Raw genomic sequence first — 17,645 nt, 5'->3', positions numbered from 1 at the left:
GACGCATATGGTGAAACGAATTAAACTTCGTACGTTGTTGTTTGGAGGGATAATGACCCTCCTTTTTGTTGTTCTAATCGGGAGAATCTATTGGGTGCAGGTGGTCAAAGGAGACTTTTGGTATGAGAAGGCCAAGACAAGATGGGCGGCCGAAGAGAAGCTCTTAGCGAAGAGGGGGACGATTACGGACAGGGACGGCAACATGCTCGCCATGGATTCCGTTGCTTACGATATCGCGGTGAACCCCGATATGATTCATAAGCTTAATATCGCCGACGAAGTAGCAGCAGGATTACATACATTGCTGGGCAAGCCGGAAGCCGATTTGCTCAAGATCGTTACGGCGCAAAAGGATAACGGCGACTTCTATCAGCAGCGCGAGATTCACGAGGAAGGCTGGAAGATCGACAAGGAGCTTGCCGACAAGGTCGTTAAGTTCCGCCAGGAGCTTTACGATAAATACAAGACGAAAGACGTCGGCATTTACCTTTTTGAAGATCAGAAGCGATACTATCCGCGTCATTCCATGGCATCGCAGCTGCTCGGCTACGTGACGAAGGAAGGCCAGGCTGCCTCGGGAATTGAGTCGTTCTATAACGACAAGCTCAAAGGTGAAGACGGGGAGCTTAAATACGAAAAGGATGGAAAACGCGTCCAGCTCGCGGAAGGCGAAGTGGAATACAAGCCGGCGAAGGATGGCCAGGATATTGCTCTTACGATCGATATGGACATTCAGAATTACGTAGAGAAAGCGCTCGAGGATATCAATCAGAAATATCATCCGAAAAGCATTACCGCGATTGCCGCGGATCCGAATACGATGGATATTCTGGCAATGGCCAATTATCCGACATTTGATCCAAATACCTATTGGGACATGAGTTACGGGAACGCGTATAACCACTCGATCAAGTCCTTGTATGAGCCCGGTTCAACGTTCAAGATTGTAACGCTTGCCGCAGCCGTACAGGAAGGGATCTTCAACCCGAACGCGACGTATCATTCCGGTTCCATCGCGGTACCGGGCGCTCCGGTAAAAGACATTAACAAAGTCGGCTGGGGTACGATCACCTATCTGGAAGGCTTGAAGCGCTCCAGTAACGTTGCGTTCGTTAAGCTAGGCTGGGAGCAGCTTGGCGGAGTGAAGCTTATGGATTATATCAACCGGTTCGGGTTCGGCCAAAAAACGGGTGTCGAGCTTGGCGGTGAAGCATCGGGTGCGATTAATGTGAACTTATCCATTCCTTCCGATATTGCCCGCGCTTCATTTGGTCAAGGCAAGGTGCAAGTTACAGCCATTCAACAGATTGCGGCGGTTGCCGCGGTAGCGAACGGCGGCAAGCTGATGGAACCGCATATCGTGAAACAGATTTATGATCCTAACACGAAGACAACCGTAAAGACGCAGCCTAAGGTGGTAAGGCAGGTCATTTCGCAGGAAGCCTCGAAGAAGGTCGGCGAATACCTGGAACAGGTCGTATCGGACCAAGAGATCGGTACCGGCCGCAACGCCTATATCGAAGGCTATCGGGTAGCAGGCAAGACGGGTACGGCGCAAAAGGTTATTAACGGAAAATATTCGCAAGACAAGTTCGTCGTATCTTTTATCGGCTACGCGCCTGTCGAGAATCCGAAAATTGTCCTTTATATCGTCGTTGACGAGCCTAACGATCCGAAAGCCGGCGGCGGCGCCGTTGCGGCACCAGCCTTTAAGGACATTGTATACAAAAGCTTAAAGCATATGGGCATTGCACCGGATATTAAAGTCACCGAGAATGGGAAGAAAGAAGTGACGGTATCCGTGCCTAAGCTCGCTAGTCTGACCGTATCCCAAGCAAAAACGCAATTGAAATCACGCGGCTTAAACGTTGAGGTAGTCGGCGGAGGAACAAAGGTCATCCAGCAGGTGCCTGCATCGGGAGCCTCCGTTCATCCAGCCCAGAAGGTGTATTTGATTACGGAACAACGGGATAAGCTGAAAATTCCGGATATGACGGGTATTTCATTGCGCGACGCGCTCGAAATTGCTTCCGTGCTGGACATCCGCGTAACTGTTAAAGGCGAAGGCTATGTCGTGTCGCAGAAACAGATTACGAAAAATGGCGAGCGTCTCATAGAACTCACGCTTTCTCCGCAGACGGACGCGGTGAGCGGTCAAACCGATTCCTCCGATTCAGAGGATGCCAAGACAAATGCGGATGACGGGACGAATTCGGCCGGAGATCAGAAAGTCGATACGGCCAATACGCAATAATTAATCGATAGCTTGTTCTATCCCCCACTTGTCCCTCATAGGTTGGGAATGAGCGTCAGCGTACGCTCAGCCGAAGGATGAGGCGTAAGGGGGAACAAGGATGAAGGTATCAAATGTAACGTTGCGTCGCCGGCTGTTTATTGTACTTTTAATCAGCGTGGCAGCTTTTGCCGGATTGATTTTCCGGCTTTCTTATGTTCAGCTATGGCAGGGAGAGAAGCTGTCTGCCCAAGCGGAAGACAACTGGCGGCGCGAAATTCCTTATAAGGCGAAGCGTGGCGATATTCTGGATCGTAACGGGACCAAGCTGGCGTATGATATAAGCACGCCAACCGTGCTGGCTATCCCTGTGCAAATTCCGGACAAACAGGCAACGGCAGCCAAGCTTGCGCCTTATTTGGACATGACGGAGGAAGCATTGGTTAAACTGCTCTCCAAGAAAACAAGCATTGTAGAGCTAAAGCCAGGCGGTAAACGAATGACTACCGACAAGGCGCAGCAGGTAAGAAATTTGCATCTTAACGGAGTTGTAGTTGCGGAGGACAATAACCGCTATTACCCTTTCGGAAGCCTCGCCGCGCACTTGCTGGGCTTTACTGGAGTAGATAAAGGGCTTACCGGCGTAGAAGCGAAATATAACGATATGCTTAAAGGGATTGATGGCAATGTCTCATACTTATCCACGGCATCCGGCAAAACAATGCCGAATTCTTCGGATACGTATAAGGCGCCTCAACAAGGCTTATCGCTGGAATTAACGATCGACCAGCAGATTCAGGCGGTTATGGAGCGGGAACTTGATCAGGCAATGACGGCACTCCAGCCGGATGATATCATTGCAATCGCCATGAACCCGAATACGGGAGAGATTCTCGGCATGGCAAGCCGGCCAACCTATGAACCTGCTAATTACAGAGAATATCCAAGCGAAACCTATAACCGCAATCTTCCGATCTGGATGACTTACGAGCCAGGTTCTACGTTTAAGATTATAACTCTTGCAGCTGCAATCGAAGAGAAGAAGGTAGACCTCAAGAACGAAACCTTCTTTGACCCCGGTGCCGTCGAGATCGGCGGAGCTAGGCTCCGCTGCTGGAAGAAAGGCGGCCATGGCAGTCAGACCTTCCTCGAGGTTGTGCAAAATTCCTGCAACCCGGGATTTGTAAACCTTGGTAATCGGCTTGGCAAAGAGAAGCTTTTCGATTATATTAAAAACTTCGGATTCGGTTCTAAAACGGGCATTGACATTCCTGGCGAAGCAAACGGTATCTTGTTCAAGCTGGATAAGGTTGGTCCTGTCGAGCTTGCGACCACCGCTTTCGGCCAAGGCGTCTCGGTAACGCCGATTCAACAGATTGCCGCCGTATCGGCAGCAATCAACGGGGGTACCTTGTACAAACCTCATGTAACCAAGGCATGGATAAATCCACAAACCGGCGAGACGGTGCAGCAGATTGAACCGGAAGCTGTCCGCAAAGTCATCTCGGAGGACACGTCGAAGCAGGTGCGCGAAGCGCTTGAAAGCGTCGTTGCTCTCGGAACAGGCGGCAATGCTTTTATCGACGGCTACAGGGTAGGCGGAAAAACAGGTACCGCGCAAAAAGTAATCAACGGACGTTATTCTCCGAATGAACATATCGTATCCTTTGTTGGCTTCGCTCCTGCCGATAAACCGGAGATCGTCATTTATGTGGCGGTAGACAATCCGCAAGGCATTCAATTCGGCGGTGTCGTGGCTGCCCCTATCGTCCGCAATATTATGGAGGACGCGCTTACGATCCTGCAGGTGCCGCCTCGCGACAAGCAGATCGACAAGAAGTATAAGCTTGGCGAGACGCCGATCGTTACGGTTCCTAACCTGGTAGGGAAATCGGTATCGGACATTTACGAGGATATGAATATGAACTTCAATTTGTCCTCGGCCGGTTCGGGCAATACGGTCATCCGCCAGGCTCCGGCAGTTGGCGCGAGGGTAGAGAAGGGTTCAACGATACGTATTTATTTAGGCGATGAGGATGATATATCGGATTCCCATTGACTAACCGTAGTCAAGAAGGATGATATAACGCATTCTCCTTGACTAACCATAGTCAAGAAGGATGATATAACGCATTCTCCTTGACTAACCATAGTCAAGAAGGATGATATAATGCATTCTCCTTGACTATAATGAGAGATAACGACCAGCATACGGGAGGAAAACAACATGCGATTAAGCGAATTGGCAGAACTGCTTATTACGGCGAGGCTAACAGGAGCAGGCGATACGGAAATAGCGGGGATTGAGACGGATTCCCGCAAAGTAGGGCCGGGACAGTTATTCATCTGTCTGCCGGGTCATACGGTTGACGGTCATGCTTACGCGCCTCAAGCGGCGACCAAAGGCGCAGTCGCATTCGTCGTCGAACGTGAGCTGGAGCTGGATGCTCCTCAGCTAATCGTGAAGGACAGCCGGCTGGCTATGGCCGTATTGGCCGATCATTTCTATGGTCACCCCAGCAAGACTCTTCATCTGATTGGGGTAACGGGGACGAATGGCAAGACGACTACAACTTATTTGATCGAACAGATTCTAAATGATAACGACAGAAAATCCGGTGTAATCGGCACGGTAGAGATGCGTTATGCGGGAAAATCGTTCCCGATGTCGGGCACTACGCCAGAAGCGCTTCAGCTGCAGCAATATTTGTCCGACATGCGCAAGGAAGGTACGGCCTATTGCGCCATTGAAGTTTCCTCGCATGCATTGGAGCAGGGGCGCGTGAAGGGCTGCCGCTTCCGTACGGCGGTCTTTACGAACCTGACACAGGATCATCTGGACTACCACGGAACCATGGAGAAGTATGCCGCGGCAAAGGGCTTGTTCTTCTCCCGCCTTGGCAATGAATACTCGGCTAAAGCCGAAGATCGCGCTTATGCGGTTCTCAATGCGGATGATCCCGTATCCGAACAGTTCGCCAAGCTTACGGCAGCCGAAGTTATCACATACGGCATCGACAACCCTGCTGACGTTCGGGCTTCGAATATCCGGATTTCCGCGCAGGGTACAACGTTTCGGGTGAACACATTCCGCGGCGAGGCGGATATTGCGCTGCAGATGGTTGGCAAGTTCAATGTTTACAATGCGCTGGCAGCTATTTCGGCAGCCCTTATTGAAGGCGTTGAGCTTGAACGGATCAAGGCTAGTCTCGAAGCGGTTCCCGGCGTACCTGGCCGTGTCGAATCCGTGCAGGCAGGGCAGGAGTTCGCCGTTGTCGTGGACTACGCGCATACCCCCGACGGTCTGGAGAATGTGCTTCGCGCGGTGAAGGAGCTGGCTCCGCCCCGGATTATTTGCGTATTTGGCTGCGGCGGCGACCGCGACCGGACGAAACGGCCGATTATGGGCTCGATTGCCGCCCGCTATGCGGATTACGTGCTTGTCACCTCCGATAATCCGAGAACGGAAGATCCGGACCTTATCCTGAAGGATATTGAAGCCGGTCTACTGAAGGACGGAGTAACCTCCGACCGTTACGAACTGGAGGTTGACCGCCGCGCCGCGATTGAAAAAGCGGTTGAAATGGCAAGCCCGGGAGATGTAGTATTGATTGCGGGGAAAGGCCATGAAACGTATCAAATTATAGGAAGCGTTACGCATCCTTTTGACGACCGTTTGGTGGCAAAAGAAGCGATAAGGGGATTATTAAATTGATCAATCGTACATTGGAGCAAGTCGCCGACATGTGCGGCGCAAGAGCCTATAAAGGTGAACCCGTCCGGATTGCCGGCGTCAGCACGGACACGCGCAGCATCCAGCCGGGTCAGCTGTTCGTTCCGCTTGTCGGAGAGAATTTTGACGGTCACAACTATGTCGCTCAAGCGCTTCGGCAGGGAGCGGCGGCCGCGTTGTGGGAGACGAAGCGCGAAGTGCCGCAGGAGCTGGCAGACGCACCTCTATTGTTTGTAAGGGATACGCTGAAGGCGCTGCAGCAGCTGGCAACCTCCTACCGGGAGGAGCTGTACGTCCGCGTTATCGGCATTACGGGGAGCAATGGCAAAACAACAACCAAAGACATGGTTGCGGCCGTACTTGGAACAGCTTATAAAGTTCACAAGACGGCAGGCAATCTGAATAATCATATTGGCCTGCCTCTAACCGTTCTACAGCTTGACGAGGAAACGGATGCGGCAGTCCTTGAGATGGGCATGAGCGGCTTTGGCGAGATCGAGCTGCTTACGAATATTGCCCGTCCCGATGTAGCGGTTATTACGAATATCGGCGATGCCCATCTGCTTCAGCTTGGTTCCCGGGAAGGGATTGCCAAAGCAAAGCTGGAGATTGCGCAAGGGCTTCATTCGGGCGGAATTCTTCTCTATAACGGCGATGAGCCGCTGCTGGAGGCGGAGCTTGCGACAATGAGCTTGCCTGAAGGCACGCAGCTTCAGACCTTTGGCCTTGGAGAGCTAAATGACTGGTCTGCGGCCAATATCGAGGTAGGGGCAGTATCCTCGACTTTTGCGGTTAAGCGCAAAGGACAGGATACCGCATCAGTGCCATACACCATTCCGGTTCCCGGCCAGCATAACGTCAGCAACGCGCTTGCGGCCATCGCGATTGGACGCCGGTTCGGCATTTCGGAGGAAAATATCCGTAATGGCCTGATTGGCCTTGAGCTGACGGGCATGAGAATCCAGCCGGTGAAGGCGCATAACGGTGCTATGATTCTTAATGACGCGTATAACGCCAATCCAACCGCCGTGCGCGCAGCGATTGATCTGGTCGGACAATTGACCGGATTCCGGCGCAAATGGATTGTTCTTGGCGATATGCGGGAGCTTGGTCCGGAGGAAGAGTCGCTTCATTTCGAGACGGGAGCCTATATTACACCTGACAAGGCGGATGCCGTCGTTACGTTTGGGCCATTGTCGGAGCATACGTCGGCAGGGGCTTTGTCGCAGTTCCCGGCGGAAGCTAAGGGAACGGCGATTGTACATTTTGATGATAAAGGGAAGCTTGGAGAATGGTTAAGAGAGCAAGTAGAGCCTCAGGATCTCGTCCTGGTCAAAGGCTCGCGCGGCGTGCGCATGGAACAGATTGTCCAAACTTTGGAAGCGAGGTGAGGTAGAAAATGGACACGATGGTCATCTTATTTTCATTAGGTGCATCATTCTTAATAGCGGTTCTGCTTGGACCATTGTTCATTCCGCTTCTCCGGCGCATGAAGTTTGGACAGCAAATCCGGACCGACGGTCCGCAAAGCCACTTGAAGAAAAGCGGCACCCCAACAATGGGCGGCATTATCATTATGCTTGCGCTGCTAATCGCCTTTTTGAAATTTTCGGATAAGACCCCGGATTTCTGGGTGCTGTTTACGGCTTCGTTAGGTTTTGGACTTGTTGGTTTTCTTGATGATTATATTAAAATCGTATTTAAACGCTCGCTTGGGTTGACGGCGCGCCAGAAGCTGTTCGGCCAGCTGTTATTCTCCATCATCGTATGCGCGGAGCTGTACAATATGAATCACAGCACCATGATCACGGTACCGGGTACTTCCTGGGGCTTTGATCTTGGCTGGTTCTATTATCCGTTTGTCGTGATTATCCTGTTCGGATCAAGCAACGCGGTAAACTTTACGGACGGCCTGGACGGCCTTTTGTCTGGTACGAGCGCGATTGCATTTGGCGCCTTTACCATTCTTGCGCTTCAAGTATCCGAGCATGAATCGGCTATTTTTTCCGCGGCAATGGTTGGGGCGGTGCTTGGATTCCTGATCTTTAACGCCCATCCGGCAAAAGTATTTATGGGAGACACGGGCTCGCTAGGCATTGGAGGCGGTATCGCGGCCGTCGCGATTTTGACAAAGATGGAGCTTATGCTCGTTATCGTAGGCGGCGTATTCGTACTGGAAATGCTTTCGGTCATCCTGCAGGTTGGATCGTTTAAGCTCCGCGGAAAGCGGATTTTCAAGATGAGCCCGATTCACCATCACTTTGAATTGAGCGGCTGGTCCGAATGGCGCGTCGTTACGACCTTCTGGTCGGTCGGTTTACTGCTGGCCGTAATCGGACTTCTACTTGCTCTATAAGGTATAATGATAATGGTTTGGCTGATCTCTTGCGGGCTTTCATGAAAGCCCGGCAAGAGAGCCTGACTATACATAACGAAGATTACTAAGCGGCTAGCTCCGCTTCTTATACAAAGGAGTTGTACTTATGAAACATCCGGCGACTTATCGGGATCGCCGCGTCGTTGTATTAGGTCTTGCCAGAAGCGGCGTGAGCGTAGCAAAAGTGTTCCATGCTCTTGGAGCAGAAGTAATTGTGAACGATAAAAAAGAACGCGAACTATGCCCCGAAGCGGATGAATTAACTGCTTTGGGCATTTCTGTGCTATGCGGTTATCACCCGGACGATCTTGTAACAAGCGAAACGGCATTGCTGGTGAAAAATCCGGGAATCCCGTATACGGCAAGTCCTGTCCAACAGGCAGAAGCTCATGGCGTAGAGATTGTAACGGAGGTGGAGGTCGCTTATTGGCTGTCGGCGGCTCCGATCATCGGAATTACCGGTTCGAACGGTAAAACAACAACTACGACCTGGATCGGCAAGCTGCTTGGCGAAGCGGGCTTAAATCCAATCGTGGCGGGCAATATCGGCATACCGCTCTGCGAAGCGGCAGCCGAAGCGACGAAAGATAACTGGATCGTGGCAGAACTCAGCAGCTTCCAGTTGAAAGGGACCTCGGCATTCCGTCCGCATATTGCTCTTTTGCTCAACGTTGCCGAGACGCATCTGGACTATCATGGCGGGATGGAGGATTACGTCGCATCGAAGGCGAAGCTGTTCGATAATCAGACGGCGGACGATGTTGCCGTTCTGAACTGGGACGATGCCACCTGCAGAGCGATTGCTGACCAACTGGCCGCAAAGCTGCTGCCTTTCTCGCTTTACGTGCGGCTCGATCAAGGAATCTGCATTGAACCTCCGTTTGAACGCGGGAAAGATTCGGATAAAGAGCATATGATTGTATGGCGTAAAGAAGACGGGACGGAGCAGGCGATTCTGCCGGTATCGGCGCTTGGGCTTCCGGGCCGCCATAACGCCGGAAACGCGCTTGCGGCGATTGCTGCCTGCTTGGCAGCGGGAGTCGCTCCTGAAGCGATGCTGCCAGCCTTGCAAGGCTTTAGAGGCGTAGAGCACAGGCTTGAGTATGCAGGCGAATTCAACGGCGTCAATTATTATAATGATTCCAAGGCTACAAATCCCATGGCAACTACGATGTCAGTCGGCTCTTTGAACGCTCCTATTATTCTTATCGCCGGCGGACTTGACCGCGGCTCCGATTACATGGAGCTTGTTCCGGTATTCCGTGACCGGCTGAAGGGATTGGTAACGCTGGGTCAAACAAGAGAGAAGCTGGCGAAGGTAGCGGAGCTTGCAGGTTTAACGAATGTGCGATTGGTCGAACCTGAGGAGGACGCCGAGTCTACTTTGCGGAGGGCCGTACGGGAGGCAGCCGGACTGGCGGAGCCTGGAGATATCGTTTTGTTGTCGCCGGCCTGCGCGAGTTGGGATATGTTTGCATCCTTTGAGGAACGGGGACGCATTTTTAAAGAATCGGCGCATACCTTGTAAGTAGGGGGCTTGTCCCTACTTTACGCTAAACAAGAGGTGTGTTTGCTATGGCTAAAGCCAGGTCCGCCCCGGACGTTTGGATGATCGTATCAATTGCGCTTATCCTGACGATTGGATTAGTAATGGTATACAGCGCGAGCGCGGTGCTCGCTTTCCACGAATTCGGCGATAAATTCTATTATGTGAAGCGCCAACTTATATTTGCCGTCCTTGGCGTTGGTGCGTTAATATTTACGATGAACGCGAATTATCTTATATGGAAAAACTGGGCGAAGGCGGCGCTGCTGATTTGCTTCGTCCTGCTAATTATCGTACTAATCCCCGGAATCGGCGTTGTCCGCGGCGGTGCCCGAAGCTGGCTTGGCATTAGCTCGTTTGGCATACAGCCTTCCGAGTTTATGAAGCTTGCGATGATTCTGTTCCTGGCCAAATGGCTGTCAGACAAGCAGCAGACCATTACTCATTTCACGAAAGGCTTGCTGCCGCCTCTTGGCTTGGTTGGACTAGCCTTCGGCCTTATCATGCTGCAGCCGGATCTGGGGTCCGGCGCGGTTATGGTTGGAGCCGCGCTGATTCTGATTTTCGCGGCGGGCGCAAGGATCAGCCATCTGGCCTTGCTTGGTTCAAGTGGGCTGCTTGGACTTATAGCGCTGGTTATTGCCGAACCTTATAGGATGAAGAGGATTACGGGCTTCCTTGACCCGTGGGCGGACCCGCTAGGTACAGGCTATCAAATCATTCAATCCCTATACGCGATAGGACCGGGCGGCCTGGTAGGGCTTGGGCTTGGCATGAGCCGTCAGAAGTTCAGCTATTTGCCGGAGCCGCAGACGGATTTTATATTTTCCATTATTTCCGAGGAACTTGGCTTTATAGGCGGATCCGCTCTTATTATTTTGTTTATGGTCTTAGTCTGGAGAGGAGTCCGGACTGCGATATCGGCTCCCGACACTTTCGGCAGTCTTCTCGCGGTAGGGATTACCGGGATCATAGGCGTTCAGGTGTTAATCAATATCGGTGTCGTTATCGGCGCAATGCCGGTAACCGGGATTACGCTGCCGCTGATCAGTTACGGCGGATCATCATTGACACTGCTGCTTACCGCTCTTGGCATTTTGCTCAATATATCCCGATATTCCAGATAACGAGGGAATACATATTGGCGTAAATGGCCGGCATGGCGCCGCCTTTCGAGGCGGCCTCCTGACGTCCATTTTTGTGTTTACGGGTGAGCATGGGCGATTGTCACATTCGAGATGGAGAGGGCATAAGATACTCTATAAATCGTGACCGTCGCCCTGCTCGGGCCGTTAGTCACAACGCTGCGGCGGGCAGCGCCAGCTGCCGGCAGCCGCAAGCGGAGCCTGATTCTCTCAACAAGAAGCTATAAGGAGGTTCGACAACATGGAAACATTTATTGCGGAATTGGAACAAGCAGGTCTCGGTCAGATCCTGTACAATGAGCCGCTTGCAAAACATACCACTTGGAAAATCGGCGGACCCGCTGACGTTCTGTTTATCCCACACAGCAAAGATCAGCTCGTGTCGGCCATCCGCCTGCTTCATAAGCATGGCGTACCGTGGACCAATCTGGGCCGCGGCTCCAATATGCTGGTGAGCGATAAAGGAATTCGCGGCGTTGTGATCAAGACGCGCGACGGGCTGGATTATGTGCGCTTTGAAGGAACGCTCGTTCATGCGGGTGCATCGTTTTCGTTCGTAAAATTATCAAGAATGTCAGGCAGGGAAGGACTTACCGGGCTGGAATTCGCGGGGGGAATTCCGGGTACGGTAGGCGGAGCTGTCTATATGAACGCAGGCGCACATGGTTCCGATGTGTCACGTATTTTTAGATCAGCTGAGATTGTGCTGGAGACAGGTGAATTGGTACGATTCGACCGAGAGGCGATGCAATTCTCTTACCGCCACTCTATCCTTCATGAATTGAAGGGCGTTGTTGTAGAAGCTACGTTCGAGCTTGCAGAAGGAGACCGCAATGAAATTTCGGCAACACTCGCTGCTTATCAAGAACGGCGGTTACGCACGCAGCCGCTGCAGCTCGCATGCGCAGGCAGCGTGTTCCGCAATCCGCCCAATGATTTTGCCGCTAGACTCATTCAGGAGGCAGGCTTAAAGGGCGTTCGATTCGGGGGAGCGGAAGTTTCGGAGCTTCACGCCAATTTCATAGTAAACAGAGGGCAAGCGACAGCTGAAGATGTTCTCACCCTCATGACTCACATTCAAGGTACGATTGCAGACCGCTACGGCGTTCAGCTGGTACCGGAAGTATTGGTGGTGGGTGAGCGGTAATTCGGAGGTGATACATTGGACAAATTGGTGATTGAAGGCGGGAAACCTCTCTCAGGATCCATTGTTATCCAAGGAGCGAAAAATGCCGCTTTGCCAATATTGGCAGCCTGTATGCTAGCGGAAGGCACATCAACCATTGAACATGTGCCTAGGCTGCTTGATATCGACGTAATGCTTAACATTTTGCGCGAACTAGGATGCCGCGCTGAGCATGTGGGAGATACAGTCGTTCTGAACACAGAAACTGCACACACCTCGCATGTGCCGGAATCGTTAATGGGACAGATGCGCTCGTCTATCTTTTTGATGGGGCCTTTATTAGCTAGATTTGGTGAAACGCAGGTGTATCAGCCTGGCGGCTGCGCAATCGGCGAGAGAAAGATCGATCTACATTTGGAAGGACTTCAAGCCCTTGGCGCAGAAATTGAGGAGATCGGCAATCGGATTATCTGCCGTGCGGATAAGCTGCACGGGGCTGATATCCATCTGGCCTTCCCAAGCGTCGGGGCAACGGAGAACATTATGATGGCAGCCGTGCTTGCCGAGGGTCGGACAACGATCAGCAACGCAGCACGCGAGCCGGAGATTCAGGATTTGCAGAAGTTTCTGAACGCAATGGGTGCGAAAATAATGGGTGCCGGAACGGACACGATTACGATCGAAGGGGTACAGTCGCTAACGCCTTGCACGTATACAGTCATTCCGGACCGTATTGTAGCCGGCACCATTATGGTAGCCGCAGCAGCAACCCGAGGGCAGGTCACTTTATTAAACACGAATCCGGCGCATTTATCCTCGCTTATTCACGTGCTTCGCCGGGCAGGTGTTCAAATCTTGGTTGACGGTGATATAATCAAGGTGGGCTGCCCAGTGCGGCCAAGAGCAGTGGAAAGAGTCGTGACGGCTCCTTATCCTGCCTTCCCGACCGATCTTCAGTCGCAGGTGATGGTGCTGCTTGCGCTTGCGGACGGAGTCAGCATTTTGAAGGAAACGATCTTCGAGGGACGTCTGAAGCATGTGGATGAATTATCCCGCATGGGCGCCGATATCCGCGTGGATCTGAACTCGGCGTTTATTCGCGGCGTACCGCGTCTGTACGGTGCAACGGTGGAAGCAACCGACCTTAGGGCGGGCGCGGCGCTTGTCATAGCCGGCTTAGCCGCGCAAGGCAAGACGATTGTCGAGCAAATCCATCATATCGACCGCGGTTATGATTGCATTGAAACGATGCTAGGCAGACTCGGCGCGCGCATTTCTCGTTACTCTCCCGTGCCGAAGAATTAACCGGGGATGACTCAAATCGCAGCTGGATAGAAACGACCGGCCCTGCCACTAAGGAGGACCGGATGTTTTTTTAGAAGGAAGGGACAAGTTATGAGCGAGCTAGTGCCTGTATTAAAAGAGCCGGAGCGAAAAAGAAAGGGCAGCCGCAAACTGCTGGCCGTTCTTTTTTTATTGTTTGTTATTCTCTTATCTGTATTATTTTTCAACTCATCAATCAGCAAGATTACGACGATAACAATAGAAGGCGCGCAATATACTTCCAAAAGCGATATTCAAAAAGCAGCAGGCATTACGCCAGGGGACGCTTATTTTGGCGTATCGGAATCCAATTCGGAGAAGCGTATCGTCAAAGCATTAAAGCCGATAGAGGAGGCTAGCGTCTCCAAGTCCTTCCCCGGCAATGTCAAAATTACGGTAAAAGAATTTCCCGTTGTCGCGTTTGCTTTGTCGGCAAGCGGCGAAATGACCGCCATTATGTCGAACGGAACCAACGTTTCGGCATTAAGCGACGAATTTCTGATGGACAAGCCCGTTCTATCCGGTTGGAAGCCTGATGATCCGAACCGGGCGGAATTGACGAAGCAGCTGGGCAAAATCTCGGAAAAGCAGCTGTCTGACTTGTCCGAGATTATTCCGGATCCGTCGAAGGCTTATCCGGATCGGATTAAGATCTACACCAGGACTAAGTTTGAAGTCGTCACGGCGGTATCCTTGCTGCCGGAGAAAATCGAAGCGCTTAATGCGGTTATCGAAACGCAGGAGCCGGGAAAGATTACGATGTTGCTCGCGGACACTTATGTTCCGTTTAATAGTAATGCTTCAGAAAATATGGAATCTGATCAAAAAGAGACTACTCAATAGGTAGAAAGAATGGTAGAATTTTATACACAGATTTAATGTATTTTCATAGGACTATCAAGCGTTCATAAGGATTCATAACATAAGAGCTCACAGCCGTAACATTAGGGAAATGAAAATTTTGTTGAAAAAAGAGGGAATATATCAAAGGCGTTGAATATGTAGAAGGACGAATGTTTATAACCCTATCTTGTGTGTATTTTATCAGTTAAAACGGGAGGTGCCGCGGGTTGAGCAGTAACGACATCATCGTCAGTTTGGACATCGGTACATCCAAAGTTCGTGCTATTATTGGTGAAGTGAACAACGGAGCCATTAATATTATTGGAGTTGGATCTGCCGACTCGGAGGGTATTCGCAAGGGAGCTATTGTAGATATTGACCAAACCGTGCAGTCGATTCGCAGTGCAATCGAGCATGCGGAAAGAATGGTTGGCATTCAAATATCAGACGTCTATGTTGGGATTCAAGGGAATCACATAGCACTACAGACGAATCGTGGCGTTGTTGCAGTATCCAATGAGGACCGTGAAATAGGAGAGGAAGATATCGAACGCGTAGTTCAAGCGGCCAAGGTGGTCGCGCTTCCTCCTGAAAGAGAAATTATTAATCTTGTACCGAAGCAATTTTTGGTTGACGGCTTGGAAGGAATATCAGACCCACGCGGAATGATCGGCGTACGGCTAGAGGTTGAAGCGACCATAATAACAGGTGCAAAAACGGCTATACATAACTTGATGCGCTGCGTAGAGAAGGCCGGACTACGGATTTCTGGTGTAATCCTGATGTCGCTTGCTTCTGGCGTCATGTCGCTAACAAAAGACGAGAAAACGATTGGAACCGTGCTGACGGATATCGGCGCAGGTTCTACTACCGTTACGGTGTATGAGCAGGGCAGCCTTGTCGCTATCTCGACGCTGCCAATCGGCGGCGAATACGTCACGAACGATATCGCTTACGGACTTCGTACGCAGTCGGATCAAGCAGAGAAGATCAAGCTCAAGTACGGCTGTGCTTTTGTTAACGATGCAGCTGACGATGTAAGGTTTAAAGTGACTCGCATGGGAAGCAATATGGAAAAAGAGTTTTCCCAGGTTGATCTGGCCAGCATTATCGAGCCGCGCATGCAGGAGATTTTCCATCTTGTGCGTCAAGAAGTGGCCAAGCTAGGTTATGGGGAAAAAGTGAACGGATACGTACTGACTGGAGGTTCTGTTACGATGCCGGGTACACTGGCACTTGCGCAAGCGGAGCTGGAGTCATCTGTTCGTATCGCATCGCCGGATTATATCGGTGTACGCGACCCTGCATACAGCAGCGGGGTAGGAATGATCCAATACGTGTCGAAATATATGGGAGTACGAGGAGCAGCAGCAAGTACAGGGAAGAAAACGGCAAGCCGCAAGTCGGGTACCACCGCTTCATCCAAACCCGGTATGTTCGAACGGTTGAAAAATATGTTTAGCGAATTTATTTGATCGGGGGAAAATGAAAGATGTTGGAATTCGATTTGGATCTGGAGCAACTCGCTCAAATAAAAGTAATTGGTGTTGGCGGCGGCGGCAGCAACGCGGTTAACCGAATGATCGAAAACGGCGTTAAAGGCGTCGATTTCATCACAGTTAATACGGATGCGCAAGCTTTGCATCTGGCAAAGTCCGAGCATAAGCTGCAAATCGGCGATAAGCTGACTCGCGGTCTTGGCGCCGGGGCAAATCCGGAAGTTGGCAAGAAAGCGGCTGAAGAGTCGAGAGAGCTTGTTATGCAGCAATTGAAAGGCTCGGATATGGTGTTCGTTACTGCCGGCATGGGCGGCGGTACGGGTACGGGTGCAGCTCCGGTTATCGCCGAGATTGCGCGTGAATGCGGCGCGCTGACAGTTGGCGTAGTAACACGTCCGTTCACCTTCGAAGGCCGTAAACGTGCCGCGCAAGCGGAGCTTGGCATCGAAGCGTTGAAGGAAAAAGTAGATACGTTGATCGTTATTCCGAATGACCGTTTGCTTGAGATTGTGGACAAGAAGACTCCGATGCTGGAAGCGTTCCGTGAGGCGGACAACGTGCTTCGTCAAGCCGTGCAAGGTATCTCCGACTTGATCCAGGTACCTGGTCTAATCAACCTCGACTTTGCGGACGTAAAGACGATTATGACGGAGCGCGGTTCGGCGCTGATGGGTATCGGTATCGCAACAGGAGAGAACCGTGCTGCGGAAGCGGCGAAAAAGGCGATCATGAGCCCGCTGCTTGAGACGTCCATCGATGGCGCTCGCGGCGTTATCATGAACATCACAGGCGGCAGCAACCTGTCCCTGTATGAAGTCAATGAAGCAGCAGAGATCGTTATTTCCGCTTCCGATCCGGAAGTAAACATGATCTTTGGTGCAATCATCGACGAAGAATTGAAGGACGAAATCAAGGTTACGGTTATTGCGACAGGCTTCGAAAGCAAACCGTCCGCGGCATTGCGCCGCGTGGCGCAGCCACAAGCCGAGCCGGAAGCACGCCAGGCGACGCACTCCGCGTCGTCCCCGCAGCAGCAGCAAGCTGCCCCGGTGAAGCCGTTTGGCGCATCGACTTCGAGCGATCAGCTCGAAATCCCTGCGTTCCTGCGCAACCGTCGCAACGACCGCTAATCTTTAACGCCTGACCGGCCTCCGGTCAGGCGTTTTTGTTTGTGTGCGTGGGGGGCGTTAACACGCCTAGTTGTCGCTAGGAAAGTTGCCAAAGTAACCGATCTAAAAATCCGAGGGTGTTTGATAGTTTTTGATTTGCTAGCATTCGAAGCAAAATGGCCTTTGTGCGCTTTTCCCCGATTTGCGGATATCTTTCCACATCAATCGGCCTTACAGGCCTGCCGAGCTGCCGGGCATACTTCAGGATCTTTGCTTCTAGAATCTTATCCACGCTTACCTCATCTACCTTAACAAGTCCCATACGGGCTCCTATAAACTGCTGCGGCATCTGGATACACATACGCGGCTTGTCTTTCACGTCGTCGTAAGAGAAGCGCAGGACTTGCCAGCCGTCGCTGGCCACCATACCTTTTGAAGAAACAGCTTGCTCTCATGAGTTAATCCTTTACTCAGTCTTCTTTTATTTTCGCCGCCGTCTCTTAAGATGATCGTCATACCAACTATTAAAAACTTCCTCATACGACAAATCCGGTCACGCTCCCCGTCAAATTGAAATAAAAAAAGCCACGTCCCAGGAGCGAAATCAATCCTGAAGACGCGGCGTGTGCTTCACAGCCATAGGGATTATATGGATAATGATTACCATATTCCCGGTATCGCAACAACCCATTAGCCCTATAAACTTGCAAT

General features: G+C 51.5%; 13 protein-coding genes. 12 read left to right on the top strand and 1 reads right to left on the bottom strand.

Annotated features, from left to right (window positions below):
• The first annotated feature begins 7 nt into the window (after positions 1-7).
• From WFJ73_RS08995 to ftsZ, 12 genes are all read left to right on the top strand, one after another.
• Entirely contained in the window at positions 8-2,254 is a 2,247-nt protein-coding gene (locus WFJ73_RS08995) for a penicillin-binding transpeptidase domain-containing protein (protein WP_442955930.1), read from the top strand.
• A gap of 100 nt (positions 2,255-2,354) precedes the next feature.
• Positions 2,355-4,292 (top strand): stage V sporulation protein D, encoded by a 1,938-nt coding sequence (locus WFJ73_RS08990; protein WP_336772698.1) that lies wholly within the window; start codon positions 2,355-2,357, stop codon positions 4,290-4,292.
• A 168-nt stretch (positions 4,293-4,460) separates the two neighbouring features.
• Positions 4,461-5,948, top strand: coding sequence for a UDP-N-acetylmuramoyl-L-alanyl-D-glutamate--2,6-diaminopimelate ligase (locus WFJ73_RS08985; protein ID WP_336772697.1), 1,488 nt, complete (start codon positions 4,461-4,463; stop codon positions 5,946-5,948).
• Entirely contained in the window at positions 5,945-7,357 is a 1,413-nt protein-coding gene (locus WFJ73_RS08980) for a UDP-N-acetylmuramoyl-tripeptide--D-alanyl-D-alanine ligase (RefSeq protein WP_336772696.1), read from the top strand. The genes WFJ73_RS08985 and WFJ73_RS08980 overlap by 4 nt, the downstream gene beginning before the upstream one ends.
• A gap of 8 nt (positions 7,358-7,365) precedes the next feature.
• Positions 7,366-8,322, top strand: a complete 957-nt coding sequence (gene mraY / locus WFJ73_RS08975; protein WP_015845462.1) for a phospho-N-acetylmuramoyl-pentapeptide-transferase — start codon at positions 7,366-7,368, stop codon at positions 8,320-8,322.
• Positions 8,323-8,449: 127 nt separating this feature from the next.
• Positions 8,450-9,871 (top strand): UDP-N-acetylmuramoyl-L-alanine--D-glutamate ligase, encoded by a 1,422-nt coding sequence (murD, locus tag WFJ73_RS08970; RefSeq protein ID WP_336772695.1) that lies wholly within the window; start codon positions 8,450-8,452, stop codon positions 9,869-9,871.
• 47 nt (positions 9,872-9,918) lie between these two features.
• Positions 9,919-11,016 (top strand): stage V sporulation protein E, encoded by a 1,098-nt coding sequence (gene spoVE, locus WFJ73_RS08965; protein ID WP_336772694.1) that lies wholly within the window; start codon positions 9,919-9,921, stop codon positions 11,014-11,016.
• 259 nt (positions 11,017-11,275) lie between these two features.
• Entirely contained in the window at positions 11,276-12,181 is a 906-nt protein-coding gene (gene murB, locus WFJ73_RS08960; RefSeq protein ID WP_336772693.1) for a UDP-N-acetylmuramate dehydrogenase, read from the top strand.
• 15 nt (positions 12,182-12,196) lie between these two features.
• Positions 12,197-13,465 (top strand): UDP-N-acetylglucosamine 1-carboxyvinyltransferase, encoded by a 1,269-nt coding sequence (murA, locus tag WFJ73_RS08955; RefSeq protein ID WP_336772692.1) that lies wholly within the window; start codon positions 12,197-12,199, stop codon positions 13,463-13,465.
• Between the two features lie 90 nt (positions 13,466-13,555).
• Positions 13,556-14,326, top strand: a complete 771-nt coding sequence (locus WFJ73_RS08950) for a cell division protein FtsQ/DivIB (protein ID WP_336772691.1) — start codon at positions 13,556-13,558, stop codon at positions 14,324-14,326.
• A 227-nt stretch (positions 14,327-14,553) separates the two neighbouring features.
• Positions 14,554-15,801 (top strand): cell division protein FtsA, encoded by a 1,248-nt coding sequence (gene ftsA / locus WFJ73_RS08945; protein WP_336772690.1) that lies wholly within the window; start codon positions 14,554-14,556, stop codon positions 15,799-15,801.
• 17 nt (positions 15,802-15,818) lie between these two features.
• On the top strand, positions 15,819-16,955 hold the full coding sequence (gene ftsZ / locus WFJ73_RS08940) for a cell division protein FtsZ (protein WP_336772689.1): 1,137 nt from the start codon (positions 15,819-15,821) through the stop codon (positions 16,953-16,955).
• A 76-nt stretch (positions 16,956-17,031) separates the two neighbouring features.
• Here the strand turns inward: ftsZ and WFJ73_RS08935 are convergent, their stop codons facing one another.
• Positions 17,032-17,361 carry a hypothetical protein gene (locus tag WFJ73_RS08935; protein ID WP_336772688.1) on the bottom strand — a complete coding sequence of 110 codons (330 nt, stop codon included), beginning with the start codon at positions 17,359-17,361 and terminating at the stop codon, positions 17,032-17,034.
• Positions 17,362-17,645 lie beyond the last annotated feature (284 nt).

The sequence above is a fragment of the Paenibacillus sp. MMO-58 genome (genome assembly GCF_037146255.1).
Taxonomy (GTDB): domain Bacteria; phylum Bacillota; class Bacilli; order Paenibacillales; family Paenibacillaceae; genus Pristimantibacillus.
This window is presented reverse-complemented; position numbering and strand designations above follow the sequence as displayed.

Bases quoted from the DNA above. Each gene is read 5' to 3' on its own strand.
- WFJ73_RS08995 (WP_442955930.1), top strand. From the start codon at position 8: ATGGTGAAACGAATTAAACTTCGTACGTTGTTGTTTGGAGGGATAATG.
- WFJ73_RS08990 (WP_336772698.1), top strand. From the start codon at position 2,355: ATGAAGGTATCAAATGTAACGTTGCGTCGCCGGCTGTTTATTGTACTT.
- WFJ73_RS08985 (WP_336772697.1), top strand. From the start codon at position 4,461: ATGCGATTAAGCGAATTGGCAGAACTGCTTATTACGGCGAGGCTAACA.
- mraY (WP_015845462.1), top strand. From the start codon at position 7,366: ATGGACACGATGGTCATCTTATTTTCATTAGGTGCATCATTCTTAATA.
- murD (WP_336772695.1), top strand. From the start codon at position 8,450: ATGAAACATCCGGCGACTTATCGGGATCGCCGCGTCGTTGTATTAGGT.
- spoVE (WP_336772694.1), top strand. From the start codon at position 9,919: ATGGCTAAAGCCAGGTCCGCCCCGGACGTTTGGATGATCGTATCAATT.
- murB (WP_336772693.1), top strand. From the start codon at position 11,276: ATGGAAACATTTATTGCGGAATTGGAACAAGCAGGTCTCGGTCAGATC.
- WFJ73_RS08950 (WP_336772691.1), top strand. From the start codon at position 13,556: ATGAGCGAGCTAGTGCCTGTATTAAAAGAGCCGGAGCGAAAAAGAAAG.
- ftsZ (WP_336772689.1), top strand. From the start codon at position 15,819: ATGTTGGAATTCGATTTGGATCTGGAGCAACTCGCTCAAATAAAAGTA.
- WFJ73_RS08935 (WP_336772688.1), bottom strand. From the start codon at position 17,361: ATGGTGGCCAGCGACGGCTGGCAAGTCCTGCGCTTCTCTTACGACGAC.